The following is a 24,658-nucleotide window of genomic DNA, read 5'->3' on the forward strand; positions in this document are numbered from 1 at the left end:
TTAGGCTTTCGCCGGGTGATGCCCGGCGCGGTGTTTCGGACAGTTCGTTGGCGCGGACCTGTCGATGAGGCGGAGTCGGGCATCACCTCCCGGGATCGCCGGACGTCTTGTCCCTGGCGCGCCAGGCCGCGACGCCGGCCGCGAGACGCGGTACCACCGTCGGCAGGACGGGGCCGCAGACCGCGGCGGCGAGGCCGGTGACCAGGGCGATCAGCAGGGCGTAGCGCACGGCGCCGAGCGCCCACTCGGGTGTGTCCGGCAGGGCGGCGCCCGAGGCCGCGGGCGCGGTGGACGGGCTGCCGGACGGGTTCGCGGACGCGGCCGGGGAGGCGCCCTTGGCGCCGGTGGCGCCGGACCCGTTGTCCCCGTGGCCCGTCCCGGCGGGGCCGCCGGCTGTTCCGGCGCCGCCTGCACCGGTCCCGCCCGCGCCGCCGCCGGTGCTGCCGGAGCCCGATCCCGTTCCCGTACCGCCCGCCGAGTCTCCGCCGCCGGAGCCGGAGCCGGCGGCCGAGGTGCCGGCGCGGGCGGCGATGGCGTCGGCGGCGGCGCGGGTCTCGGCGCGGACCGAGCCGGGCAGCGCGGCGTAGCCCTCGGGCAGGGTGCCGGCGGCGACGCCGGGCCGCTGTCCCGCGCCCACCGCGTACCGCAGCAGGGCCGCGTAGTCCCGGCCCTCCTGCTTGGTGAGGTCCTCGGGGACGGTCGCCGCGTAGGTGAGGAGGGTGAGCGGGTAGGCGGCGGCGGACTTCGTGGTCGGGTCGGGCTCGTCCACTCCCCCGGCCCCGCTCGGCTTCATCGCCGCCTGTGCGGCGAGCAGCCCGGCCGTGCCGGGGGCCACGAAGCGGCCGGCGGCGTTCTGCAGCCGTGCCGTCACCAGGCCGTAGCGCGCCGCGGTCGCGGTGTCGGTGAGGGCGAGGACGGCCCGCTTGCCGGCGGCCTGCGGCGGGTTCTTCTTGTAGCCGGGGGGAATCGTGGTGGCGTCCCAGGTGCTGCGGGCCAGCGTGTCGCCGCGTGCCGCGGAGCGGGCGGCGGCGTGCAGGTCGGTGGCGTAGGGGTGCTTGTCCTGGATGCACAGCGGGCTGTCGGGGTGGTCCGTGAACTGCTGACAGTAGGGGTCGCTCTTCGGGAACTCCGCCCGCGGCAGCTCCATGGCACGGTAGTTCGGGTTGACCTTCATCCCCGCGAAGGCGGAATCGCCGTAGCTGCCCTGGTTGTCGGGGGTGCCGCTGAGGAACTCGCGGGCCGCGGGGTCGCTCTTGACCCAGTTCCACAGCTGCCACGCCGAGTCGGACAGCGCCTCGGGCACGAGCACGTCGCCGAGGGCGCCGCCGAAGTCGAGGTCCTGGTAGTCGGGGTTGTACTTGAGGAACTCGGGGTCGCGGGCCAGGTTGAAGGGGTTGCCCTCGGTGCTCTTGGCGAAGCGCGAGTTCCCGTCCTGGTACGACTCGGTGAGCAGCTTGGCGACCAGTCGCGGGGTGAGGTTGAGCGAGGTCAGCCGGACGCCGTCACGGGCCCTGACGGCGTCGGGCGCGCTGAAGCCGGACTGGCTCTCGATGAAGAAGCCGATGGTCAGGCCGGACAGGGCGACGGGCGCGTAGACGGGCCGTTTGCCGGACGGAACCTGGTCGCCGGTGGCCGGGCGGCCGAGGAAGACCAGGCCGGGCTGGCCGGAGATCAGCTTGGCGCGGGCCGTGTCGTCGGTGACCTGCGCGTACCCGTAGATCGTCTTGTTCGCGGACTGGCACAGGGTGGGCTGCCAGCGGGTGATGGCCTCGGCGACCATCTCGTTGCCGAGGGTGCTGCGCTCGGCGGAGCCGATCGGGCAGAAACTGCCCATCGGTTCGAAGCCCAGCGGTACGACGAGCCGGTGCTGCCAGTTGCTCGCGCTGAGCGGCGACGACTGGAGCATGCCGCTGGCCTGGGCGGTGTACGAAGTGCCGTCCACCTCGCTCTCGCCGCGCGGCACGACGACCAGCCAGCACTTGCGCCCGGCCGTCGCCCCGGAGTCCCCCTCGGGTACCTCGCCGCAGCCGAGGCCGGGTGCCTCAAGACCCGTCTGGGTCTCGAAGTAGACCTCGCCGGTGCCGTCGGGTCCGGTGCGGGCGTAGGGGACCTCGTTGGTGGTGTTCACGTCGTAGAACTCGTTCCAGTTCCCCTTCGTGATCCGGTCACCGGACACGGAGCGGAACGGGACGTACGAGATCCCCGTGTCGGAGGCCGGCGGCAGCTGCTGTGCCGGGTCCTTGAGGCTGCCGTAGGTGAGCTGCCGGGTGTTGGTGTACGCGCCCGCGGCCTGGCTGCCGGCGCCCGCGCCCAGTGCGGAGGAACCGCCGAACTGGCACTGGTCGGGGTCCGGTCCGTCGGCGCCGTCGCCCCAGCACTGCATGATCTGGAGGTAGTCGGCGGCGTAGGTGGTGTCGGAGACGGTGGGGGCGGCGCCCTTCCAGGAGATCTTGATGACCTGGTTGACCAGGTCCCTCGTCTGACTGACCGTCACCTTCAGGCCCTTGAACGGGCCTTGGCCGGAGACGGTGGTCGCGGATCCGCCGGTGGCCGCCTCGGCGGGGCGGGGCGCCGAGACGAGCACCACGGTGCCGATCACCGACAGCAGGACCACGGCGACGGCGACGGACGTCGTCAGGAAGCGGCGCAGCGCGGCGATCACGACGTGCCCCGCTTCAGCCGGCGGGTGAGCAGCGGGGGCCCGACCGTGAGCGCCAGCAGCAGCACGCCGGCCACGGTCATCAGCGCGATCCGCGAGCCGCCGCTGATGCTCCGGGAGGTGTTGACGGGTACGGCGAAGGCGTCCACGCCGGATCCGTCGCCGGTGCCGCCGGACGAGGCGCCGCCCGCCCCGATGACCTGCCCGGTCTCCGGGTCGATCGTGGCGCCGCCGGAGGCCGCGGAGCCGCCGGAGGCACCGCCGGAACCGCCGGCCTTGCCCGGTCCCGCGCCGCCGGAACCGGCACCGCCCCCGGACCCGCCGGAACCGGACCCGCCGCCGGAGCCGCCGCCCGAGCCGGTACCGCCGCCGGACGAGCCGCCGCCACCGGTGCCGCCGCTGCCACCGCCGACGTTGGTCGGGGCCTTGGCCCCGCCCGTGCCGGTCGCGCACTGGGTCGCGCCCTTCTTGTCACAGGCGGGCGGGTAAGGGGCCGTCTTGGCCAGGGTGTTGGTGCCGTCCGAGGAGAAGGTCGGGTTGTGGCAGTTCTTTATGTCGATCGACTCGACGTTCACGCCGGGAATCCTGCGGACCTGCTTGAGTCCGGCCTGCACCAGGTTGATCGGCAGCGGTGAATAGCCGAGGTTGTCCACCCGCTGCTGCCCCTCGCAGAGGAAGTAGTACGCGAAGGCACCGAGGGTCTTGCCCTTCTGGGCGTTGAAGTTCGACTCCAGCGCGGTCGGGACGATCATGTAGCTGTAGCTCGACAGCGGGTAGGCGCGCGGGTCGTTGTACGTGTAGACCTTCTGGAGCTTCTGCGTCAGGTACTTCGGCGACGAGGGGTCCTCCTCGATCTCCGCCTGGGTGAGCGACACCGCCACGTTCCTCGCGGTGGGCTCGACGTAGTACCCGTTCCTGTTGAGCACCTTGGCCACCGGGAATCCGGTCGTGTAGACGGCGTACGAGTACTCGACGTAGGTGATGGTGCCGACGTTGCCGCCCTGGGCGACGTATCCGGAGACGCCGTTCGAGCCTGCCTGGGAGACGAAGCCGCTGCCGGAGGCGACCGGGAAGTTGGAGGTCGTCCCACAGGGGGTGGTGCTGCGTCCGGCCCTGCGGCAGTAGGCGTCCCACAGCGCGGGGTACTGATCGGCCAGCCAGGTGGAGAACTGCGCGGTGGTGCCGGAGCCGTCGGAGCGCACCACGGGGACGACCCGGCGGGCGGGCAGCGCGGAGGCGAGCGCGGGGTTGTCGGCCTTGATGGCGGGGTCGTTCCAGGTCTTGATCTGCCCGGTGAAGATCTTGGCGATGACCTCGCCGGACAGCCGCAGGTTGGTCACCCGCTTGCCGCCGATGGTGAGGTTGTACATGAACGACGTACCGCCGGCCACGATCGGCATGTAGGCGTACTTGCGGGACGGCGGCGAGTCGACGACGCCCGAGTCCTTGATGCCGTACGGGATCTCGGAGACGGCGTAGTCGACGGTGCCGTTGCGGAACTGGTTGCGGCCGTCCGACGAGCCCGTGCCGTTGTAGTTCACGGTCATGCCGTACTGCTTGACGTTGGCCCGCCACTGGTCGAGCGCGTTCTGGCTCCAGGTGGACCCGGCACCCGAGATCGGCACGTACGTCGCGGCCCTGGCGGGCTCGGCACCGAACAGGAGGGCGGCCAAGAGGAGGAGAGCGGTGAGCACTCTCGGGCGTGCGAGGGGTGCCGGAGGCGGTCCGGGCATGACAGGTGACTCCTGGTCGGTGTGGTGGGAACGGGCCGGGGTGGTCGAGGACGGTTAATCGGAACCTGGGGCGGTCGGGGCGGACCTGAGCCGGGCGCGCCGGGTCATGCGTGCGACGTCGCGCCGCGATGCCTGTACGCGCCGGTGCCGCTGGTTGCGGGTCAGCTCGCCCGGTCCGCGGCCGCCGATCACCCGCGCCAGCACGAACAGCAGCAGGACGAGCGCCATCAGCAGGGCGGCGGAGCCGAATCCCCGGGCGATGTAGGCCGGTTGGGGCGAGCGCACCAGATCGAAGGTGGCCAGCGGCAGCGAGATCTGCGGACCGCTGCCCGGGTCGGCGTTCAGCCCGGCGTTGATCCCGGAGGTGAGCAGCACGGGCGAGGTCTCGCCGATGCCGCGTGCGGTGCCCAGGATCACGGCGGTGGTCAGGCCGGAGCGCGCGGTGGGCAGGATCACCGTCCACACCGTCCGCCAGCGGCTCGCGCCGAGGGCGTACGACGCCTCGCGCAGCGAACCCGGTACCAGGCGGATGACCACGTCGGCGGCGCGGATGATGATGGGCAGCATCATCACGCCGAGCGCCAGCGCGGCGGCGAAGCCGGACTTGTCGATGCCCAGGATGAGGATCACGGTGGCGTAGATGAACAGGCCTGTGACGATCGACGGCAGCGCCGTCATCGCCTCGACGATGGTCCGGACGAAACGCGCGTAGCGTCCGGGCACTTCGTTGAGGAACACCGCGCACGACAGCCCGAGCGGCACGGTGACCGCCAGGGAGATGGAGATCTGCTCCAGGGTGCCGACGATCGCGTGCACCACGCCGCCCTCGCCGAGCGGCTGGAGCGGGCCGGTGCGCGACATGTCCTCGGTGAAGAAGTTGAGGTGCACCAGCGCGGACCTGCCGCGCCACAGCGTGTACACCACCACCATCACGAGCACGGCAAGCAGCAGCACGGCAAGGCTCTGCCACAGGACGGCGGCGACCTTGTCCCGCACCGCCACGCCGTTCTCGTCGAAGGAGACCAGCACGGCGTACAGGCCGACGAACAGCAGGTACGCCACGACGACGAAGCCCAGGATCGAGTCGAACGGCGCGATCCAGACGAACAGCAGCGCGCTCAGCGCAAGCGAGCCGACGGCCGCGCCCAGCAGGCCGAGCACGTCGGAGGTGTGCAGGGAGGACGTATGGCGGCGCACCTCGGGCGTCTCGTCCCGGCCGTCGCGGTCGGGCCGCACGGTGGTCCCTCCGGCCTGCTTGTTCAGGAGGTCGGTGGTCATGCTCAGGCCTCCGTTCCGGCGCCCGACCGGCCACGGGCGGCGATCGAGGACGCGATGAAGTTCACGACGAGGGTCAGAAGGAAGAGCGCGAGGCCGGCGGCCATCAGGGCCGACATGCCGAAGTCGCTCGCGGAGCCGTAGCGCAGCGCGATCAGCGCGGAGACCGAGTTGGCCCCGTTCTGGAGGATGTGCGGCTGCACCTCGAAGACCGGCGAGATGATCATGTAGACGGCGATCGTCTCGCCGAAGGCGCGGCCGAGGCCCAGCATGGTGCCGCCGATCACACCGCCCCGGCCGTACGGCAGGACCACCGCGCGGATCATGCCCCAGCGGGTCGAGCCCAGCGCCAGGGCGCCCTCGCGCTCACCGGCGGGCGCCTGCGAGAAGGTCTCCCGCATCACCGAGCAGGCGATGGGCGTGACCATGAGCGCGACGACGATGCCGGCGATGAAGGTGGACGACGTGTAGACGGTGTTGGCCTGGAGCGGGTCGTGCGGGTCGGCACCGTCGACCTGGAAGACCGGGATCCAGCCGAAGTACGTGGAGATCCAGCGGGAGAGCCCGACGACGTGTCCCTGGAGGAAGAAGGCGCCCCACAGTCCGAACACCACGCTCGGTACGGCGGCCATCAGGTCGACCAGGCTGATCAGGGTCCGCCGCAGCCTGCGCGGCGCGTACTCCGAGATGTACAGCGCGGTGCCGAGCGCCAGCGGTACGGCGAGGACGATCGCCGTCACGCCGATGAGCACGGTGCCGGTGAGGACGGCCGCGATGCCGAAGTGGCGGGAGTCCGGCTCCCAGGCGGAGGTGGTGAGGAACGAGAACTTCGCCACGCCGAGCGCCTGGGCCGCGCGGTAGGTGAGGAAGACACCGACCAGCAGCATGATCGCCAGCACGATGGCGCCGCTGCCGCCGAGCGCCGCGCGGAAGACACGGTCGACGGGCTCGATCCGGCCGCGCGGCGCACGCTTCGCCCCGTCATCGGGGCGGGCCTCCGGCTCAGGCCCGGAGGACTGCCCGAGCCCGGGCGCAACCACGCTCATCGCACACCGGTCCCGGCATGATCCCGCACACGCCCCGTGCCCTCACCAGGCTCCGACGCCGCACCGGGACCGGACTCGGCACGCTTCGCGGGGGTGCCGCCGGGTGCGGGGGTGGCGTCGGTGCCGTTCGGCGTGGGCTTTGCGGGGGAAGCGGCGGCGGGGCGGAGTGCCGGTCGTCCGCCGGTCGATTCGCGCGTTCCGCTCCCCGCGTCGCGCAGCCTGTGCGCCGGCGCGGGCTCGGTCAGCTCGGCCACCGGAACCGCGTTCAGGAACTGCCCGAGGTTGTACTGGCAGTCCCGCTGGCGCTGGTAGGACCGCCCGGTGACCGCGGCCGCGCGGCCGTCTATCACCAGCCGCCAGGTCCAGCCGCCGGCCAGGTCCGTCGTGCTGAGCAGCACCTTGGCGTCCGCTATCCGCTCCCGCAGCCGCAGCACCGCGGCCCGGCACTCCGCGTAGCCGTCGAACGACTCGGCACTGCGGCCCAGTTCACGATGGTTGGATCCCACGAGCCGCCAGCCGACCGCCTGTTCGCCCCGCCCTGGTCTCTGTCCCGCTCCTCGCACCACATACAGGAATCGTGAAGGAACCATGGAGACCACCCCCTTCTCCTTCTCAGGCCATCAGCCGTTTTTTCGCCGCCGCGGCGGAGAATCGCCCAAAGCGCACTGAGAGTCGCCGACCTGTGTGCGAGCTGTATCCACATTTGAGTGAAGGCCGAACGGATGGCTGATGAACGAGAGACTTCGCCGTCCGGGGGCCCCGCACACCGGCTCCGCGGACATGAAAATGCCCCTCCACGAGGGAGGGGCCAGGGGTGCGCGCGGGGATGCGCACGGTTCCCGGTCTCGGCCAAGATCACCGGCGCGAACTCGGCGGCAGAGCTCTCCGGCCTGCCCTGCTCGTCGGACACGGGGACCTCCCCGCCCAACCGGTATGTCCCGGTCCGCTCACCGGTGGCGTGGGAGCCGTGACCGGCCGCGGGCGAGATCGGCATCCGGTCGAGCCCGTACGGCGCGATACGCAGCAGGGAGAACCCGCCGATCACGATCAGCCGCACCCCCGCGGTGGCCACGGCGGCGACGTCCCGGTAGCGCCCGGGCAGCCGGCGCACCAGATCACCGCGCGGTGACAGCGCCCGCGACCACCACCTCCTGCCCGGCGGTCGGATTCGCGGTGTTCACGGCCGCACCGTGTGCAGTGGCGACCCCGGTGACCGGCGCCGCGGGGGCCGAGCGTGCATTCGACGTCACGTCTCGGCCCCGCGCGACGACCTCCGCGGCGTGCGCGCGCCGGTGCGACCGGTCCCGCCGATGACCGGGACCCCGCTCACGGCGACTCCCCGCGGGTGCCGGTCAGCGCCAGGCGAGTGCGGGCGCGACGTGGGTGAGGATGCTCTCCAGTACGTGGGTGTTGTAGTCCACGCCGAGCTGGTTGGGCACGGTCAGCAGCAGCGTGTCGGCCTCGGCGATCGCCTCGTCCTCGGCCAGCTGCTTGACCAGGACGTCGGGCTCGGCGGCGTAGCTGCGGCCGAAGATCGCCCGCGTGGTGGCGTCGATGTACCCGACGTGGTCGCTGCTGTCACCCTCGCGGCCGAAGTAGGCGCGGTCCCGGTCGTCCGTGAGCGCGAAGATGCTGCGCGACACGGAGACCCGCGGCTCGCGCTCCCAGCCGGCCTCGGCCCAGGCCTCGCGGAACGCCCGGATCTGCGCCGCCTGCTGCACATGGAACGGCGCCCCGCCCTCGTCGTCCTTGAGGGTCGAGCTCATCAAGTTCATGCCGAGCTCGGCCGCCCAGGTCGCGGTGGCGTTGGAACCGGCGCCCCACCAGATCCGCTCCCGCAGCCCCTCGGAGTACGGCTCGACGCGCAGCAGCCCGGGCGGGTTGGGGAACATCGGACGCGGGTTGGGCTCGGCGAAGCCCTTGCCCTGGAGCACCGTCAGCAGGACGTCGGTGTGCTTGCGGGCCATGTCGGCGTCGCTGTCGCCCTCGCTCGGCCCGTACCCGAAGTACCGCCACCCGTCGATGGTCTGCTCCGGTGAGCCGCGGCTGATGCCGAGCTGGAGCCTGCCGCCGGAGATGAGGTCGGCGGCACCGGCGTCCTCGGCCATGTACAGGGGGTTCTCGTAGCGCATGTCGATCACGCCGGTGCCGATCTCGATGCGCGAGGTCCTGGCACCGATCGCGGAGAGCAGCGGGAAGGGCGAGGCCAGCTGCCGGGCGAAGTGGTGGACCCGGAAGTAGGCACCGTCGGCTCCGAGTTCCTCGGCGGCCACGGCGAGCTCGATGGACTGCAGCAGGGTGTCCGAGGCCGTCCTGGTCTGCGAGTGCGGGGTGTCCGACCAGTGGCCGAAGGAGAGGAATCCGATGCGTTTCATGCGATCGGTAACCGCACGCCCGACTAATTGATTCCTCAACTACCGATCGATCCGATCACGCGCCGGGACCGCGCACGGTCGCAGCGGAGTCCACCCGCCGTCTCGGCCTGCCGGTTCCCCCTCATCGAGGCTCAGGAGGCCATCCGCTCACGTGTGTCGTGACCGGAGCCGGCCGGTTCGGCACCACCTTCGGGCCGGCTGATCTCGGCCCACACCGCATCGAGGGAGAGGCCGAGCACGTCGGCGATCGCCGCGATGGTCGGGAAGGCAGGGGTGGCCACGCGGCCCGACTCGATCTTCCGGAGGGTCTCCGGTGAGACACGTGCGTCGAGCGCGGTATCGAGCATCGAGCGCTCTCCCCGGGCCCGGCGTAGGAGGGCGCCGAGACGCTGTCCGCGTTCGACCTCTTCGGGAGTGAGCGGAAACCTGACCATGACCCCGATTCTAGTACCGGTATAGTTTGGCCGGTATAGTTATTGGTGACATGAGAAAGGCGCCACATGATCGAGATCCTCAACCCCACCCTGCTGGCCCGCGCAAAGGACACAGGCGCCCTGGTCGCGGACATCCTGCAGACGCTGAAGGGCCGTAGCACGGTCGGCACGAACCTTCTGGACATCGACCGGTGGGCCAAGAGCATGATCGTCGAGGCGGGAGCGCTGTCCTGTTACGTCGACTACGCGCCCTCCTTCGGACGCGGCCCGTTCGGCCACTACATCTGCACGGCCGTCAACGACGCAGTACTGCACGGCCGTCCGCATGACTACACGCTTGCCGACGGCGATCTGCTGACACTCGACCTCGCCGTCTCCAGAGGCGGAGTCGCCGCGGACGCTGCCATCAGCTTCATCGTGGGCGACGCAAGGCCCCCGGAGAGCATCGCGATGATCAGTGCGACCGAGCGCGCGCTGGCCGCGGGGATCGCCGCTGCCGGGCCCGGGGCTCGTATCGGTGACATCTCCCATGCCATCGGCACGGTACTCCGCGAGGCGGGGTACCCGATCAACACCGAGTTCGGGGGTCATGGCATCGGATCAACGATGCACCAGGACCCGCACGTCGCGAACACCGGTCGGCCCGGCCGTGGTTACAAACTCCGTCCTGGGCTGCTGCTGGCACTGGAGCCGTGGGTCATGGCGGACACCGCTGCACTCGTCACTGATGCCGACGGATGGACGCTCCGAAGTGCGACGGGCTGCCGGACGGCACACAGCGAGCACACGATCGCCATCACCGAGGACGGAGCCGAAATCCTCACCTTGCCGAAGCAGGCACAGCCGTGAGACCACCGGTGGACTGTTGCTCATCAGGTCAGAAGGGCGGGCCCTGTAAGTCGATGCGGGCGGTCGGCTCGGGCAAGTCGGCCATGTCGTACGTCATGGCCGTCAGCGGGCAGCGCCGGGTGCCGTCGGACTGCCGACAGGTGACCGGCACGTTCGGCCGTCGCCATCCCAACTGCGTGTAGAACGGGACCAGTTCCGGGGGGCAGAGCAGCATCATCGTCTCGGCGCCGGCGGCCCTGGCGTGTTCGACCGCGACGCTGATCAGGGTCCGGGCGATGCCCTGCCCCCGATGGGCGGGATGCACCAGCAGGCTGCCCAGCCCGGCGACACGCCGCGATGCCCCGTCGAACGTCATGTTCCGCAGCAGCCATCCCGCACACGCCACCGGCCGGCCGTCACGGACAGCCGTGAGCGTGTGTTCCTTGTCCGCCTCGACCAGGCCGAGCCCGTTCGTCCCGAAAGGGCCCGACGCGCCGTCGCGGAGCGCGGCCATGTCCTCCGGGTCACCGGGGCCGGACGTATACACCAGCCGGAGGCCGGAATCACCACCGTCCACCGCAGGCCCCGCGGCGGACGCGGTGACGGCGGGGTCGAATCGGTACCGCAGACAGTGCAGGCCGCTGGACCGCACAGCCCCGTCCGCCTGCGCGCCCAGGCGGCGCAGCACCGCGATCGAGGCCGCATTGCCCGGCAGGACGAAGGCGAAGACGACCGGCAGCGCGAGTCGGTGAAACGCCAGATCCAGGCACGCGCGGCCTGCCTCGCCCGCGACCCCGCGGCCCTGCGCCCGCGGATGCACGGCGAAGCCGACGTCAACGCCGTACCGGGGCCGGTTGCGCAGTCCCACCCGCCCGAGGAACGCGCGCGTTGCCGCGTCCCTGACCGCGAAGTCGCCGTAACCGTGCCTGGCCCAGTGGGCGACGTGATCGTCGCACATGGTCTCCGCGGCGGACCGGCTGTCCGCCCTGCCGGTCGCCAGCCAGCGCATGACGCCCTCCTGGCTGACCACGGCATCGAAGAGATCGCCGCTGTCCTCGCGACGGATCGGCTCCATCACGAGCCTCGCGGTGCTCAGCACGGGGCCAGGTGAACGGACCATTCAGCAGCTCCTTAGGGTCGACGACGGGGAGATTACCCGGCGCCACCCTGAGTGACTACGGTTGCGCCGCCTGACCCACACCGAGATCGAGATCACCGACTGTGGCGACTCGGCGACGACCTCGCCGTACGGCTGCCCTGGGCGACGCGGACCGCGGACGCGCTGCTGCGCAAGGAGCACACCTGGGTGCCAGGCGAGCCCGCCGACCGCGCCGAGCAGTTCGCCGAACATTTCACCGCGGCCACCGCGAGGGGTCTGATCGCCGACCCGGACGCCGTCGCCGCGCCCGGGTGGACTGGCCCCGCACTCTGGCTTCACGGCGACCTGCACCCGGCCAACGTCCTCACCGCGGACGGCACCTTCTGCGGCGTGATCGACTTCGGCGACCTCTGCGCCGGCGATCCGGCCTGCGACCTCGCCGCCTCCTGGGTACTCCTGCCGGCCGGCGCCGCCGACCGCTTCCACGACACCTGCCGACCGGCCCCGGACGCCGCGGCCCTGCGCCGGGCTCGCGGCTGGGCGGTGCTGCAAGCCCTCAGCGGCATCCTCATCGGAGAGGCCTGCCGCAGCGCCCCCGGAACGGCTGCCTCCGGCACACGGGATCAGGACGGGAGCTGTGCTCGGGCTGCCGCTTCGATCAGCACCTGGCGCTGACGCAACGTCAAGTCTCCTGTGGCGACGCGTGCGTCGGCGACCTCCGTGACCGCCCGCACCAGACCACCCCTGTTGTGGAACGGACCCCGATCCCAGACCTCGTCGAGGAACGTCAGCCCTGCGGCATCGGTGCGGTTCTCGATGCCGGTGCCGACGGCGCCGAAGACGATCTCGGGTTCGGCGCGCCTGAAATACATGTGGTAGCTCTCGGTGGTGTTGATGTAGAAGGGGACCAGGGTCAGGCCGTTGGCCGTGAAGGTCATCGGCTCCCCTGTCGGGCGGATCACCTGGCTCAGATCGCGGCTGAGGGGGTAGTCCCGGTACAGGGTCAGGTTCTGGTACTCCGTGGCGGAGCTCCGGATCACGAGGGGCACGGGACCGTAGGCGACTGCCTGGGTGGCCGGGTCGTCCAGGGCGCGTTCGATGCGCAGGGTGAACGGCGCGGCGATCTCCACCCGGTCTCCCGTCCGCCAGCGCCGGCTCAGTGAGACATAGGTGCCGGGCGCGGCGGCCATCTGTTGCCGGACTCCGTTGACCCGGACGGTGAAGCCGCGTTCGACCCAGTAGGGGACGCGCAGCCTGAGGTCGAGATCTGCGTCCCCGGTGATGGTCAGGGTGCTGGTGCCGGCCGGGTCGGTCGGATAGTCGGTCGACTGGGTGATGGTCAGCCCGCGCTCCGGCCAGTCGAGAGTGGACGGGAGGTAGAGGTTCACATAGAGGGTGGAGTTGTCCGCGGAGCTGAAGTACACGGAGTCCTGGAACTTGGCGTGGGTTTCGAGGCCGGTGCCGCCGCAGCAGGTGCCGAGGTTGCCGTACGACCGGTGAGCGCCCGGATTCACCGGCACGAAGTAGGTCAGCAACGGGTTGGTGTCGCTCGCTGTGTTCCGCCGCGAGCCGAGGATCTGCCCGTACAGGCTCCGCTCGTAGTACTGCAGGTACTTCGGGTCCGCGGTGTGGAAGAACAGGCTCCGGCTCAGCTTGAGCATGTTGTAGACGCAGCAGGTCTCGGCGTTGTCCTGCTGGATGGTCGCGGCGATGACGTCCCGCGCGCCGAAGATCTCCCCCGAGCCGGCCATGCCGCCGTCGACGTAGGTGCGGTGCGGGACCACCATGCCCCAGAAGTTCCTCGCCGCAGCGAGGTACCGCTGCTCCCCGGTCTGTTCGTAGATCTCCAAGTACCCCTGGTACTGCGGGATGTGCTGGTTGGCGTGCTCCCCGTCGAGGGTGTCCTCGTTCGCCACTGCCGCCTCGAACAGGTAGGTGTTGTCGAAGCATTTGGCGGTCGTCAGATACTTCTCGTCGCCGGTGAGGGCATACAGGTCGGCCATGACCACCGGCATCGCGTTGTACTCGCCCGCGATGTAGATCCTCCACATCCGGTCGAGCTGTGTTCTGGGCAGGTGGCCGAGCCTGCTGTACGCCCAGTCGCCCATGCCCCGCACGATCCGCAACGCCTGCTCGTTACCCGTGTGTTGGTAGGCGTCGAGCAGCCCCCGCATGATCATGTGGCAGGTGTACCAGGGCGCCCAGATCCTGGGGTAGGTGGCGTACTGCTCCAGCAGGACGTACTGCGTCTCGGGATACGCGGCCAGGTAGCCGGCGCGGCTCGGCGCGGCGGGGTCGTCCGTGCCGACCAGCGCGGCGAGTGCGTCCTGACACGCGCCGAGCGCACCGACCATGTAGTCGGCCTTGTCCTTGTGCACCTGCTCGCCGGTTCCGGCGTACGCGAGGCTGAGGGCGCTGAGGTAGTGCCCGGCGAAGTGGCCCCTCAGGTTGCCGTCCGCGGTCTCCCAGCCGCCGGGCGGCTGGGCGCCGTGGGTGTCGAGCCCCGCGTTGGTGCGGAAGACGGCGAGCATGCGATCGGCCGGGTAGGCGCGCAGGAAGGTCAGTACCCGGTCGCGGTTGTCGGTGAAGAGGCTCCGCGCGAGCGTCACGCGCGTGTTGTCGAACGGCTTGACGATCCAGGACGCGGGCGTGGGGAGTTGGGGACCGGGTGCGGCGCCGGCAGCGGAACTCCCACCCGCCGTATGGGCCGTAGCGGGTGTCGCCGCCCCGGCCGCCGTCGGTAACAGGGCCTGGAACGCCGGGATCGCGGTGGCGAGTGCGGTCAGCCGCAGGGCATCGCGGCGCGGGAGTTCGGACATGACAGTCTCCTCAGCAACAGCGGAAGCCACGATGCTCCGGCAGAAGGTGCTGCGGACAGGCACGGGGTGGCCCGTCGGTATCTCGGCCAGGGACGCGACCATGACATTCCGGAGATACGTACGGTGCGGGTGCATGACGGAACGAGCTGAGCCGGCACGGTGCGAGCCGCGCCCTGTGATCCGTGCAGGGAGGCGGCTCGTTACGACTGTTCGATATATCGAATGCTGTTCGAATTCCTGGTAGACAGTATGTGCGCCGTTTCCCGGGTGTCAATGGGAGCGGTCGGGGACGCCGATGGAGGCGTTCCCCGACCGGGGCGGGACGGTGTGAGGTGATCAGCGCTGGTCGAAGTGTGCCGGGAGGGTGAGCAGGTGGCTGAGGTCGCGGCCTGCGGCGATCTCCTCGGGCTTCTGACCTCGGCGGAAGAGCACGGCACCGGCCGAAGTGCCGCCCAGGGTGAGGCGGTCGCCCTCACGGCGCAGCCAGGTGCCCTCACGCAGGCCGAGCACGGTGATGTCGTTCTCCTCCAGGAACTGCTCAAGCCGCTCGGCACGCGTCTCACCCATGTGCGTCGAGTCCGGCGAGGCGTCCAGGTAGTGCGGGTTGATCTGGAAGGGCAGCAGGCCCAGCGCCTCGAAGGTCGGAGGCTGGACGATCGGCATGTCGTTGGTGGTGCGCAGGGTCGGGCAGGCCATGTTGGTCCCGGCGCTGGAGCCCAGGTACACCGCTCCGTCCGCCACCCGTTCCCGTACGGCCGACACAAGGCCGTGCGCGTGCAGCGCCTTGAGCAGCCGGAAGCTGTTTCCCCCGCCGACGAACACGGCCTCGGCCTCCCGCACGGCAGCCGCCGGGTCCGCGGCCGTATGGACGCCGGTCACCTCGACCCCGCGAGGCGCCAGGGCGTCGGCCACTTTGGCGGTGTACGCGTCGTGGTCCGCGAGCGCGTACGGCACGAAGACCAGCTGCCGGACCGTGCCGAGGATGTCGAGGATCTCGTCGAGCGCGTGCTCCAGGTAATCGTGGCCGGGGGCGGTGGAGTTGGACAGAAGCAGCAGTTTCATGGTGATTCCTTCCGGGCGAGGGGGCATGGCGCAGCGGCCTGGTCGGGGCGCGGTGCGGGAGCGCGTCCTACCGCTGGGGCGGCGGGTCAGCGGCCTCCGGCGGCCGGGCCGGGGCGGCGCGGGGTGAGCAGCCTGCCGAGTTCGACGGCGCCGCGCAGCAGCGGACCGACGAGTTCCGCGCGCCGGAAGCGCAGTGCATCGGTGGAGGCGACGAGGCTGAGGGTACCGACGGCGCGGCGGCCCACCGCGACCGGGACGGCCAGCGCCGCGGTATCGGGATCGTACTCCCCCTCCGAGTACGCGTGCCCGTCACGGCGTACCTCGGCGAACCGCTCTTCCAGGGCGGCCGGTTCGACGATGGTCCGCTCGCTGAAGCGGGCCATCGGGCGAGTGTAGAGCAGTGCGGCGCGGTCCCTGGGGGCCAGCATGCCGAAGTAGGCGCGGGAGGTGGCTCCGGCGTGCGCGGGGTAGAGCTCCCCGGCGAGACCGTCCACCCGAAGGGGGCCTTCGGCGCCTTCCGCGGAGGCCACGCACCGCATGTGGATGCCGTCGGGCACCGCGAACAAGGTGGAGACTCCTGTGTCGGCGGCCAGCACCTGGAGCGGCGGCCCCACCAACCGGGCCAGCCCGCCGTCCCGTTCCCAGCCATGGGCCAGGTGCCAGACCGCCGGCCCGAGCCGATAGCGGCGGGAGCGCGGGTCGGAGACCAGGAACCCCCGGTAGGCGAGGGCGGCCAGCAGCCGCTGGGCCACCGACTTGTCCAGGCCGAACTCCTTGGCCACATCGGAGACTCCCCACTCGGGATGCTCACGGTCGAACGACTGCAGCACGCTGAGCAGCCGGTCCGCCGTCTGCAGCGGAGGGCGCATGGTCTCCGGAGAGGTTGCCGGAGCATGTTCGTTCATGAGACGCAGGGTAACGCTTCTCTGATATCGGGAAATGATTGCGCTCAGCGCCTTTCCGAAGAACTCTGTCACCCGTCGGAATTCCACCGGCACCGCGAGGCCGGATCCGGCGCTCGCGCTCCCCCGGGCAGGAGCGACGGCCACCCCAACCGTCGGCGGCCCGAGGTCACCCGCGCGCCGGCCCCCGGGCCTCGCCTTCGGTGAGGCCCGCGGCACAGGGCGCCGCGGCCGGGCGGACCCGGCTCACCCGGCGGTCCCGCCCGGTCCGTATTCGCACGATCAGTACCGGCTCGTATCCGTACGATCCGTCCCGGCCCGCATCCGCACGATCCGTTCCACCCCGGCCGACCGTGTTCCTCCCGGCCACGGCCCGGCACCCCTGAGAGGCGCTCCCTTGCTCAAGCACGTGATCGACGTCATCGAACTCCTCGACCGTCCGCAGACCAGCGGCGACCTGCTCGCCGACCATCTCCGGAGTGTCCTGGCCGCCGTGCCGGCCGCCGACGACACCGATGCCGCCGCCCCCCGGCCCACCATCGAGGTGCGGACCGTCGTCGGCGACAAGGGCAGCACCGACTTCGTCAACGTGACGATCCCCGGCCGGTCCGGACGGCTGTCCGGCGGCGAGGCCCCGACCCTGGGCATCCTGGGCCGTCTCGGTGGCGTGGGCGCCCGGCCGGAGCGGATCGGCCTGGTCTCCGACGCCGACGGAGCCGTCGCCGCGCTGGCAGCCGCCGCCAAGCTGCTCGACATGCACGCGCGCGGTGACGTACTCGACGGCGATGTGATCCTTTCCACCCATGTCTGCGGCTGGGCCCCGACCCGCCCGCACGACCCGGTTCCCTTCATGGACTCCCCGGTGGACATCGCGCTGTGCAACCGCGAGGAGGTCAGCGAGGAGATGGACGCTATCGTCTCCATCGACACCACCAAGGGGAACCGGCTGCTCAACCACCGTGGCATCGCCCTTTCGCCGACCATCCGGCAGGGTTGGGTGCTGCGGGTCAGCGAGGATCTGCTGTCGGTCCTGGAGACCGTGACCGGAGAGCCCGCCCGGGTCATCCCCGTGACCACCCAGGACATCACCCCGTACGGCAATGACGTCCACCACATCAACTCGCTGCTCCAGCCGGCCGTCGCGACCGACGCCCCGGTGGTAGGGCTCGCCATCACCGCCGGTACGGCGGTCGCCGGCTGCGCCACGGGGGCCAGCCACGAGACCGACATCGCGGCCGCCGCGCGGTTCGCCATAGAGACGGCCAAGGACTACGGCCGGGGCGGAGCCCGGTTCTTCGACCCCGCCGAGTTCGACCGCCTCGTCGAGCTGTACGGGCCCATGACGCGCCTGCAGGGCCGGCCCTCCTGACCCCCTTCCCCTCCCCACCCGTCCCCCTCCACTCGGGCAGCCGAGGCGTCCCCGCTCTTCCCGCCGCCCCCGAGAACTGTCCACATCAGGAGTTTCCGTGCACCGTACGCCCGCCGCCGGTCCCCCCGGCCCATCGCCCGCCGCCCCGAGAACGGGGACCGAATCGGCCCCCGCGCGCCACCCGCGCGCCCTGGAACCGGTCACCGCGATCCTCATCGTGCTGCTGTCCGTCCTCGGCGCGCTGATCGGCATCGTCCTGATCACCTCGCTCGGCGTGTCTCCGAACACCGCCGTGATCGGCGCCCTGGTGGCGATGCTCGTCGGGCGCATCCCGGTCGGTGCCCTGGTCAAGATGCGGTCGCTGCACCGCCAGAACCTCGTGCAGTCGGCGATCTCGGGCTCCACGTTCGCCGCGGCCAACTCGCTGATGACGCCGATCGCCGTGCCCTTCGCGCTGGGCCGCACCGACCTGGTGTGGCCGATGCTGGGCGGCGCGACCATCGGCCTGGCGGTCGACAGCTGGGTCCTCTACCGGGTGTTCGACTCCAAGCTGCTCCCCGCGACCAACGCCTGGCCGGCCGGCATCGCGGCGGCCGAGACGATCAAGGCCGGCGACAGCGGCGGCAAGAAGGCCGTGGTCCTGGGCGCCAGCGCCGTGGTCGGTCTGCTCGGCGCCCTGATGAAGATCCCGACCAGCGCGGCCGGGGTCGCCTTCCTGGGCAACGTCTGGGCACTGCTGATGTTCGGCATCGGCCTGCTGGTGGCCCAGTACGCGCCGACCGTGCTGGATGTCAATCTGTCGGCGGAGTACGTCCCGCACGGCCTGATGATCGGCGCGGGGCTGGTCGCCCTGGCCCAGGCCGGGATGCTGATGCGCAACCGCGGGGGCAACAAGCAGCAGGCCGTGGCCGCGAACGCGGACGCGGCGGACGACGGGACCCCCGAGCTCACGGTCGGCTCGACCCGGCTGCGGCGTGGTCTGCTGGAGGGCGTGGTCCTGTTCACCGCGGGAGCGGTGGTGGTCGCCATCACCGGCGGTCTGATCGGCGGGATGTCCGTGCCCGGCCTGATCGGCTGGGTCCTGCTGGCCGGGGCCGCCGCCCTGGTGCACCAGCTGATCGTCGGACTCGCCGCGATGCACTCGGGCTGGTTCCCGGCCTTCGCGGTGACCCTCATCGTCCTGATCGTCGGTCTCTTCCTGGACATCCCGACGGTGCCGCTGGCCCTTCTCGTCGGTTACACCGCCTCCACCGGCCCGGCCTTCGCCGACCTCGGCTACGACTTCAAGGCGGGCTGGCTGCTGCGCCGGGACGCCGTGCCGTGGCAGCCCTACGAAATGGCCGGCCGCCGCGAGCAGTACATCGCCCAGGTGCTGGGCTTCGCCGTCGCGCTCGGTGTGGTGGCCCTGGCCTGGCACGCCTTCTTCACGGACGGCAAGGTGCCCCCGGTCTCCAAGGTGTATGTCACCACCATCACGTCCGGTCTTGACCCGCACACCATGACCACCCTGTTGCTGTGGGCGATCCCCGGCGCCCTGATCCAGTTCATCGGTGGCTCCTCCAGGCAGCTCGGTGTCCTGCTCGCCACAGGTCTGCTCGTGGCGACCGCCAACGCCGGCTGGATGGTGCTGGGCGCCCTCGCCGTCCGCTATGGCTACACCCGGTGGCGTCGCCGGGGTGTGCGCACGGCCGAGGAGCGGATCCGCCGCGACGAGCAGTCCGACAACGACATGTCCCTGGTGGGCGCCGGGCTCATCGCGGGCAGCTCGCTCAACGACATCAGCAAGCTCACCAAGGCGTTCTGACCGCACGCGCTGCCCGGCGACGCCGGGCAGCGCCGCACCCCGAGCCGGCCCTCGCGCGCCCTGTCGCAGGGGCGGCCCTCGCACACACCCGCACGCCCTCCCGCACGGGCGGTCCTCCGCCCACGCCCGTGCGACCCGACCCGCTGGAGTCACCTTGTCCTCGAACCAGCCCGTGGCCTCCGCTCCACCGGCCGACCGCACGTCCGACGACCGCCCCGCCCTCGGCCTGGTCACCATCGGCCAGGCCCCCCGTACCGACCTGCGGCCCGACGCCGAGCCGCTGCTGCCCGGCGTACGCCTGGTCGAGCACGGGGCCCTTGACGAGGACGATTTCACCGCCGGTGCCGAGGCCGCCACCCGCCGGGAGCTCGCTCCCGAGCCGGGCGAGGCCCCGCTCGTCTCCCGGCTGCGCGACGGCAATGCGGTGGTGCTGGGCCACGGCGCCGTGGTTCCCCGGATGGAACGGGCCGTGGCCCGCGCGGAGGCGGAGGGCGCGGTGGCAACCCTGCTGCTGTGCACCGGGCACTTCCCCGCCATCCAGGGGTCCCGCCCGGTGCTCTTTGCCGAGCCGCTGGTACAGCGTGCCGTGGCCGCGATCGTGGGCGACGCCCCGGTCGGCCTCGTGTGCCCGCATCCGGACCAGGTCGCGGACGTCTCCGGCCGCTGGGTCGAGCTGCTTCCCGGCCGTGTCACGGCCGCCGGAGCGAACCCCTACGCGCCGGCCGACGAGGCCCACCAGCAGATCGCCGAGGCGGCCCGGGAACTGGCCGACGGCGGAGCGGCCTGGCTGGTCCTCGACTGCATCGGCTACACCGAGGACATGCGGCGCACGGCGGCGCGAGCGGCCGGCCGCCCCGTACTGCTCGCCCGGTCGCTGGCCGTCCGCGCCGCGGCCGAGGTCGTCGCCGCCCACCCCTGAATCCCTCCACGCGAAACCGAGGTCACCCGTGTCTGTCCCCTCCGTCGGCATCATCCGCGTCCTCACCAGCGAAGACCCCGCCGTGGTCGAGGACCACGGCCGGCTGCTCCACGAGCGCTACGGGCTCCACACGGTGTCCCGCTGCATCCCCGACCAGCCGCACGGCATCCACGACGACGCCACGCACCGCCGCGCCGAGCCGAAGATCGTCCGCCTCGCCCAGGAACTGGAGGCGGACGGCGTGGACACCATCATCATCAGCTGTGCGGCCGACCCGGCCCTGGACGACACCCGTGCCGCCGTGCGCATTCCCGTGATCGGCGCGGGTTCCGCCGCCGCCGCGGTGGCCCTGTCGCTGGGCCGCCGGATCGGTGTGCTGGGCATCCGGGACGAGACCCCGCCCGCCGTGGCCGCCCTGCTCGGCACCCGTCTGGCCGCCTCGATGCGCCCGGAGGGCGTGCACAGCACCACGGAGCTGCGCACCCCGGAGGGCACCGACGCCGCCGAGAAGGCCGCCGCCGACCTGGTCGCCCGGGGCGCGGACACACTGCTGCTGGCCTGCACGGGCCTGACCTCCGTCGGTGTCCGCCCGCGCCTGGAACAGCGGCTCGGCGTCCCGGTGGTGGACCCCGTACTCGCGGCGGGCCTGATAGCGCTCTACCGCCGCACGGCCTGACCCTCCACGACACCTCACCCGGCCCGGCTCTGCTCGCCGCCCGGGGATCCGGCCCCCGGCCCGGTCTCGCAACCGGCTGGGGGCCGTTGCCGTGCACGCCCGCAGGAACGTGACCCGCCTTCGGGGCACTGCTCGGCCTTCTGCTGGCCGCCGCGACCATGCTGAGCTGCGTCTACTACCCGTGGACCGCCCTGGACTCGATCCGCTGAGTGCAGGTCCTCACCCTCGCCAACCCGCTCGTCTGCATGAGCGAGGGGCTACGCGCGAACCTCACGCCCGCCACCGACCACATGCCCACCTGGGCCTACCTCACGGCCCTCACCCTCGGCACCGCAGCCCTCGGCCACCTCGCCCTGCGCCGCTTCACCCGACGCGTACGAACCTGACGCGGGACGGCACCGCCGAGCACCGTATTGATCACGACGCCTCTGGTCCAGGGCGTCTCACCCGGCTGGCGCGGGACTCCAGGTAGCGTTGCTCGGCGATGCCTGCGGTGGCCTTCGCGGCGCGCCTGTAGTGCTCGTGGGCCCCGGCCAAGTCGCCGGTCTTCTCCAGCAGATGCCCCCGTACGGCCAGCAGGCGGTGATGTCCCGCCATCCGCTCGTCGCTGTCCAAGGTGGACAGCAGGGCCAGCCCGGCGTGGGGGCCCTCGGTCTCGGCGAGCGCGATCGCACGGTTGAGGGTGACCATCGGGTTCGGCGCGATCCGCTCCAGGATCAGGTAAAGGGCGTGCACCTGCGGCCAGTTGGTCTCCGCGGCGGTGGGGGCGTCGGCGTGGGTGGCGGCGATGGCGGCCTGCAGCTGGTAGGGCCCCAGGGCCGGACCGGCCAGCGCCGCCTTCACCAGCTCGGTGCCCTCGTCGATCAGCGCGGGATCCCACGTCGTACGGTCCTGCTCGGCCAGCGGCACCAGGTCACCGGACGCCGTCGTCCGTGCGTCCCGGCGGGCGTGGGTCAGCAGCATCAGCGCGAGCAGCCCGGTCACCTCGCTGTCCTCGGGCAGCTGTGTGTGCACCATCCTGGTCAGCCGGATCGCCTCGTGTGCGAGGTCGGCACGGTGCAGCCGGCTGCCCGAGGAGGCGGTGTAGCCCTCGTTGAAGATCAGGTAGAGCACGTGCAGGACGACGTGCAGCCGCTCCGCCGGATCCGCGCCGTCCGGCAGGGTGAACAAGCTGCCGGCGGCCTTGATACGTTGCTTGGCCCGGCTGATCCTGGCCGCCATCGTGGCCTCCGGCACCAGGAACGCACGGGCGATCTCGGCCGTGGTCAGGCCTCCGACCGCCCGCAGGGTCAGGGCGGTCCGGGAGGCCGCGGTCAGCGTCGGATGGCAGCACAGGAACAGCAGGACCAGCGTGTCGTCGGTGTCCGGCACCTCCGTGTGTGCGGCCTCCGCGGCGGTCGCCGCCTCCCGTTCGCGGCGGGCGCGGTCGCTGCGTACACGGTCGATGAGCCGGCGGGACGCAACCGTCGCCAGCCAGCCGCGCGGGTTGTCCGGCACTCCCTCGGCCGGCCACTGCACGGTGGCGGCGAGGACGGCTTCCTGTACGGCGTCCTCGCAGTCCTCGAACCCGCCGTGCCGTCGTACCAGCGCGCCGAGGACCTGCGGCGCGAGCTCACGCAGCAGGTCCTCGATGTCGGGCGCCGTCATGCCTCCAAGTGTCCGTCAGCGAACATGACCTGCCGCACCTCGACGCCCAGACCGTCGATCGCCGCGTCCGGGATCTGCGCGGCCAGCTCGATCGCCCGGTCCTTGTCCTCGCAGTCGACCAGGTAGAAGCCGCCCAGGTGCTCCTTGGCCTCCAGGAAGGGGCCGTCGGTGACCGCCGGCTGGCCGTTGCGCACGGTCACCACGGCGGCCTGGGACGGGTCGACGAGGGCCTGCGTGGTGATCAGCTCGCCGGACTGCTTGATCGCCTGGATGAACCTGCCGTGGCCCTCGCCGATCGCCGCCTTCTCCTCGTCGGTCAGCGCGTCCAGCACGGCGGGGTTGATGTGCAGGCTGATCAGGAACTGCATGTCGTACTCCTCGTGGTTCGCGAGCCCCGGCAGGGCCCTTTTCACCCGGTGGTCGGAGCCGCCGCCCCGGTCTTGACATGGTGCGCCGGAAAATCTCGTACGAGTCCGGTCTCATCGCATGGGACTCGACGGGAACGTTCGACGACCGGATCGACCGCCTGTGCCTGCTGATGATCGGCGCGGCGGCGTTCGCGGTGCACGGCCTGGCCGGTCAGGTCGGCGGGCCTGTTATGCAGTGCCGGCGTGGCGTGTACAGCACATACGCTTCCTGGATGACGAAGGTGCTGATCTCAGTTGACATGGAAGGCATCTCGGGGATCGTGCATCCCACCGAGACGAATCCGGATCGCTACGACTACGAGCGCAGTCGCGCGTTGATGACGGCCGAGACGAACAGCGTGATAGCCGGCGTTCTGGACGCCGAACCCACCGCTGTGGTGTGGGTCGCCGACGCGCACGGGCCGTTCCGTAACCTGCTGCCCGAGGAGCTGGACCGCCGGGCGCATCTGGTTCGGGGCAAACCGCGCCCGCTGGGCATGCTCGGTGGGCTCGACGAACACACCGACGCGGTCCTGCTCGTCGGATACCACGCCCGTGCCGGTCGCGGCCCCGCCGTGTTGGCACACACCATGAACGACGGCATCCTCGACGTGCGGGTGGCGGGGCGTTCCATGGGAGAGATCGGTCTCAACGCCGCCATGGCCGGGCATCTGGGCCTGCCGGTCGTGCTGCTCAGCGGCGACGACAGCGCCTGCGCCGAACTCAGCGACCTGGTCCCCTCCGCGGTCACCGTCGCGGTCAAGCAAGCTCTCGGTCAGGGCGCCGCCGTCGCCCTGCACCCCGCGGAAGCACGCGATCGGCTGCGCCGGGCGGCCGCCGAAGCCGTCACTCGGCGCGCACAGGTTTCGCCGCTGGTCCTTGCCGGCCCTCTTGAGGTCGAGGTCGACCTCTCCGCACCGTTCATGGTCGACCTGGCGACGCTCGTACCGGGCGTGTCCCGCACGGAAGACGGCCGAACGGTCACCTTCACCGGCGCCGACTTCGCCGAGACGTACCGGCTGATCCTGCTGCTCGCACAACTCGCAGCCATCATGCCCGGCTAGCGCGAAGAGCAGTCGGGGCCGGCGGTGGCGATGCGGTCGGGTCAGAAGTCACCCGCGTACAGCAGCTTGCCGTCCTCGCCGAAGACGCTGACTCGCCCGCGTCCGGTTTCGCTGTTGGTCCAGTTTGCGAATGCGATTGCGATCAGCTTGCCGTTCTCGGGCGTAGCCCGTGCGCCGTAGAGGCTTGTGGCAATGAACGCACGGTCACTGCCCTTCTCCCAGTCTCCGAAAACGCGCTCGATCGCATCCGCCAGTGGATAGATGGTGCCGTCGTCAGCCCGCGCAAGAAGAAACGACCGTGCAGCCTTCTTCGATACCGCAGGGTCGTCATCGGGAGGCAGCGTGGAAACGGTGATGACGTCGTTGGGAGCAGGCTTGTGGACCCACGGGGCGTCGCACCCGGTCATCACGACAGCTCCGACCGCCGCAACAACAAGAAAAAGGGCAGTAATCGCCTTCTTACGCATGTAAGCCTCCATACGTGAGTGCCACCTGTGAATGCACGACGTCTGATGATGTGGATCACACAACCGCCTCACC

At 71.2% G+C, this 24,658-nt stretch carries 22 protein-coding genes; 8 read left to right on the plus strand and 14 right to left on the minus strand.

Annotated features, from left to right (window positions below; all coding sequences use genetic code 11):
- Positions 1-82: 82 nt before the first annotated feature.
- From CTZ28_RS29360 to CTZ28_RS29390, 7 genes are all read right to left on the minus strand, one after another.
- The gene (locus CTZ28_RS29360; protein WP_121892735.1) at positions 83-2,662 is read right to left on the minus strand and encodes a hypothetical protein; all 2,580 of its coding nucleotides are present in this window, start codon (positions 2,660-2,662) and stop codon (positions 83-85) included.
- Positions 2,659-4,392 (minus strand): phosphate ABC transporter substrate-binding protein PstS, encoded by a 1,734-nt coding sequence (gene pstS, locus CTZ28_RS29365; protein ID WP_121892736.1) that lies wholly within the window; start codon positions 4,390-4,392, stop codon positions 2,659-2,661. The genes CTZ28_RS29360 and pstS overlap by 4 nt, the downstream gene beginning before the upstream one ends.
- A 54-nt stretch (positions 4,393-4,446) precedes the next feature.
- On the minus strand, positions 4,447-5,670 hold the full coding sequence (gene pstA, locus CTZ28_RS29370) for a phosphate ABC transporter permease PstA (RefSeq protein ID WP_121892737.1): 1,224 nt from the start codon (positions 5,668-5,670) through the stop codon (positions 4,447-4,449).
- Between the two features lie 2 nt (positions 5,671-5,672).
- Complete coding sequence (gene pstC / locus CTZ28_RS29375) at positions 5,673-6,713, minus strand: phosphate ABC transporter permease subunit PstC (RefSeq protein WP_121892738.1); 1,041 nt, start codon at positions 6,711-6,713, stop codon at positions 5,673-5,675.
- Positions 6,710-7,219 (minus strand): hypothetical protein, encoded by a 510-nt coding sequence (locus tag CTZ28_RS29380; protein WP_121892739.1) that lies wholly within the window; start codon positions 7,217-7,219, stop codon positions 6,710-6,712. Before CTZ28_RS29380 ends, pstC begins: the two co-directional genes overlap by 4 nt.
- 846 nt (positions 7,220-8,065) lie before the next feature.
- Positions 8,066-9,088, minus strand: a complete 1,023-nt coding sequence (locus tag CTZ28_RS29385) for an LLM class flavin-dependent oxidoreductase (protein ID WP_121892740.1) — start codon at positions 9,086-9,088, stop codon at positions 8,066-8,068.
- A gap of 131 nt (positions 9,089-9,219) precedes the next feature.
- The gene (locus tag CTZ28_RS29390; RefSeq protein WP_121892741.1) at positions 9,220-9,522 is read right to left on the minus strand and encodes a helix-turn-helix domain-containing protein; all 303 of its coding nucleotides are present in this window, start codon (positions 9,520-9,522) and stop codon (positions 9,220-9,222) included.
- Positions 9,523-9,588: 66 nt separating this feature from the next.
- Between CTZ28_RS29390 and map the strand changes: the two genes are divergently transcribed.
- Complete coding sequence (map, locus tag CTZ28_RS29395) at positions 9,589-10,371, plus strand: type I methionyl aminopeptidase (protein WP_121892742.1); 783 nt, start codon at positions 9,589-9,591, stop codon at positions 10,369-10,371.
- Between the two features lie 28 nt (positions 10,372-10,399).
- Here map and CTZ28_RS29400 read toward each other — a convergent pair whose 3' ends face one another.
- Positions 10,400-11,470 carry a GNAT family N-acetyltransferase gene (locus tag CTZ28_RS29400; protein WP_121892743.1) on the minus strand — a complete coding sequence of 357 codons (1,071 nt, stop codon included), beginning with the start codon at positions 11,468-11,470 and terminating at the stop codon, positions 10,400-10,402.
- Between the two features lie 51 nt (positions 11,471-11,521).
- Here CTZ28_RS29400 and CTZ28_RS29405 point away from each other — a divergent pair, with 51 nt between their 5' ends.
- Positions 11,522-12,124 (plus strand): phosphotransferase, encoded by a 603-nt coding sequence (locus CTZ28_RS29405; protein ID WP_121892744.1) that lies wholly within the window; start codon positions 11,522-11,524, stop codon positions 12,122-12,124.
- Here CTZ28_RS29405 and CTZ28_RS29410 read toward each other — a convergent pair.
- The 3 genes from CTZ28_RS29410 to CTZ28_RS29420 all read right to left on the minus strand — a co-directional run bounded on the left by CTZ28_RS29410 (position 12,073) and on the right by CTZ28_RS29420 (position 16,235).
- Positions 12,073-14,268 (minus strand): glycoside hydrolase family 127 protein, encoded by a 2,196-nt coding sequence (locus CTZ28_RS29410; protein WP_121892745.1) that lies wholly within the window; start codon positions 14,266-14,268, stop codon positions 12,073-12,075. The two genes, CTZ28_RS29405 and CTZ28_RS29410, sit on opposite strands and share 52 nt — an antisense overlap.
- A gap of 336 nt (positions 14,269-14,604) precedes the next feature.
- Positions 14,605-15,330, minus strand: a complete 726-nt coding sequence (pepE, locus tag CTZ28_RS29415; protein ID WP_121892746.1) for a dipeptidase PepE — start codon at positions 15,328-15,330, stop codon at positions 14,605-14,607.
- A gap of 86 nt (positions 15,331-15,416) precedes the next feature.
- On the minus strand, positions 15,417-16,235 hold the full coding sequence (locus CTZ28_RS29420) for an IclR family transcriptional regulator (protein WP_259471863.1): 819 nt from the start codon (positions 16,233-16,235) through the stop codon (positions 15,417-15,419).
- A 394-nt stretch (positions 16,236-16,629) separates the two neighbouring features.
- Between CTZ28_RS29420 and CTZ28_RS29425 the strand changes: the two genes are divergently transcribed.
- The 5 genes from CTZ28_RS29425 to CTZ28_RS47280 all read left to right on the plus strand — a co-directional run bounded on the left by CTZ28_RS29425 (position 16,630) and on the right by CTZ28_RS47280 (position 21,386).
- Positions 16,630-17,601, plus strand: coding sequence for a DUF1177 domain-containing protein (locus tag CTZ28_RS29425; RefSeq protein WP_121892748.1), 972 nt, complete (start codon positions 16,630-16,632; stop codon positions 17,599-17,601).
- A 97-nt stretch (positions 17,602-17,698) separates the two neighbouring features.
- Complete coding sequence (locus CTZ28_RS29430) at positions 17,699-19,405, plus strand: OPT family oligopeptide transporter (protein WP_398656978.1); 1,707 nt, start codon at positions 17,699-17,701, stop codon at positions 19,403-19,405.
- A gap of 154 nt (positions 19,406-19,559) precedes the next feature.
- Positions 19,560-20,324, plus strand: a complete 765-nt coding sequence (locus tag CTZ28_RS29435; protein ID WP_259471864.1) for an AroM family protein — start codon at positions 19,560-19,562, stop codon at positions 20,322-20,324.
- A 28-nt stretch (positions 20,325-20,352) separates the two neighbouring features.
- Positions 20,353-21,000, plus strand: coding sequence for an aspartate/glutamate racemase family protein (locus tag CTZ28_RS29440; RefSeq protein ID WP_121892751.1), 648 nt, complete (start codon positions 20,353-20,355; stop codon positions 20,998-21,000).
- Between the two features lie 209 nt (positions 21,001-21,209).
- On the plus strand, positions 21,210-21,386 hold the full coding sequence (locus CTZ28_RS47280; RefSeq protein ID WP_183154651.1) for a hypothetical protein: 177 nt from the start codon (positions 21,210-21,212) through the stop codon (positions 21,384-21,386).
- Positions 21,387-21,417: 31 nt separating this feature from the next.
- Here the strand turns inward: CTZ28_RS47280 and CTZ28_RS29445 are convergent, their stop codons facing one another.
- On the minus strand, positions 21,418-22,647 hold the full coding sequence (locus CTZ28_RS29445; protein ID WP_121892752.1) for an RNA polymerase sigma factor: 1,230 nt from the start codon (positions 22,645-22,647) through the stop codon (positions 21,418-21,420).
- Positions 22,644-23,015 carry a YciI family protein gene (locus tag CTZ28_RS29450; protein ID WP_121892753.1) on the minus strand — a complete coding sequence of 124 codons (372 nt, stop codon included), beginning with the start codon at positions 23,013-23,015 and terminating at the stop codon, positions 22,644-22,646. The genes CTZ28_RS29445 and CTZ28_RS29450 overlap by 4 nt, the downstream gene beginning before the upstream one ends.
- Before the next feature lie 272 nt (positions 23,016-23,287).
- On the opposite strand from CTZ28_RS29450, the gene CTZ28_RS29455 reads away from it, so the two are divergent.
- Positions 23,288-24,118, plus strand: coding sequence for a M55 family metallopeptidase (locus tag CTZ28_RS29455; RefSeq protein WP_121892801.1), 831 nt, complete (start codon positions 23,288-23,290; stop codon positions 24,116-24,118).
- 41 nt (positions 24,119-24,159) lie between these two features.
- On the opposite strand, the gene CTZ28_RS29460 is transcribed toward CTZ28_RS29455, so the two are convergent.
- Positions 24,160-24,585, minus strand: a complete 426-nt coding sequence (locus CTZ28_RS29460; protein WP_147481212.1) for a hypothetical protein — start codon at positions 24,583-24,585, stop codon at positions 24,160-24,162.
- Positions 24,586-24,658: the final 73 nt, after the last annotated feature.

This window comes from Streptomyces shenzhenensis (assembly GCF_003688995.1).
Lineage (GTDB): Bacteria > Actinomycetota > Actinomycetes > Streptomycetales > Streptomycetaceae > Streptomyces > Streptomyces shenzhenensis_A.

What these genes read in the sequence shown, in the direction of transcription:
- pstS (WP_121892736.1), bottom strand. Translation starts at nt 4,392, where the DNA reads ATGCCCGGACCGCCTCCGGCACCCCTCGCACGCCCGAGAGTGCTCACC.
- pstA (WP_121892737.1), bottom strand. Translation starts at nt 5,670, where the DNA reads ATGACCACCGACCTCCTGAACAAGCAGGCCGGAGGGACCACCGTGCGG.
- pstC (WP_121892738.1), bottom strand. Translation starts at nt 6,713, where the DNA reads ATGAGCGTGGTTGCGCCCGGGCTCGGGCAGTCCTCCGGGCCTGAGCCG.
- CTZ28_RS29385 (WP_121892740.1), bottom strand. Translation starts at nt 9,088, where the DNA reads ATGAAACGCATCGGATTCCTCTCCTTCGGCCACTGGTCGGACACCCCG.
- CTZ28_RS29390 (WP_121892741.1), bottom strand. Translation starts at nt 9,522, where the DNA reads ATGGTCAGGTTTCCGCTCACTCCCGAAGAGGTCGAACGCGGACAGCGT.
- map (WP_121892742.1), top strand. Translation starts at nt 9,589, where the DNA reads ATGATCGAGATCCTCAACCCCACCCTGCTGGCCCGCGCAAAGGACACA.
- CTZ28_RS29400 (WP_121892743.1), bottom strand. Translation starts at nt 11,470, where the DNA reads ATGGTCCGTTCACCTGGCCCCGTGCTGAGCACCGCGAGGCTCGTGATG.
- CTZ28_RS29410 (WP_121892745.1), bottom strand. Translation starts at nt 14,268, where the DNA reads ATGTCCGAACTCCCGCGCCGCGATGCCCTGCGGCTGACCGCACTCGCC.
- pepE (WP_121892746.1), bottom strand. Translation starts at nt 15,330, where the DNA reads ATGAAACTGCTGCTTCTGTCCAACTCCACCGCCCCCGGCCACGATTAC.
- CTZ28_RS29420 (WP_259471863.1), bottom strand. Translation starts at nt 16,235, where the DNA reads ATGAACGAACATGCTCCGGCAACCTCTCCGGAGACCATGCGCCCTCCG.
- CTZ28_RS29445 (WP_121892752.1), bottom strand. Translation starts at nt 22,647, where the DNA reads ATGACGGCGCCCGACATCGAGGACCTGCTGCGTGAGCTCGCGCCGCAG.
- CTZ28_RS29450 (WP_121892753.1), bottom strand. Translation starts at nt 23,015, where the DNA reads ATGCAGTTCCTGATCAGCCTGCACATCAACCCCGCCGTGCTGGACGCG.
- CTZ28_RS29455 (WP_121892801.1), top strand. Translation starts at nt 23,288, where the DNA reads ATGACGAAGGTGCTGATCTCAGTTGACATGGAAGGCATCTCGGGGATC.
- CTZ28_RS29460 (WP_147481212.1), bottom strand. Translation starts at nt 24,585, where the DNA reads ATGCGTAAGAAGGCGATTACTGCCCTTTTTCTTGTTGTTGCGGCGGTC.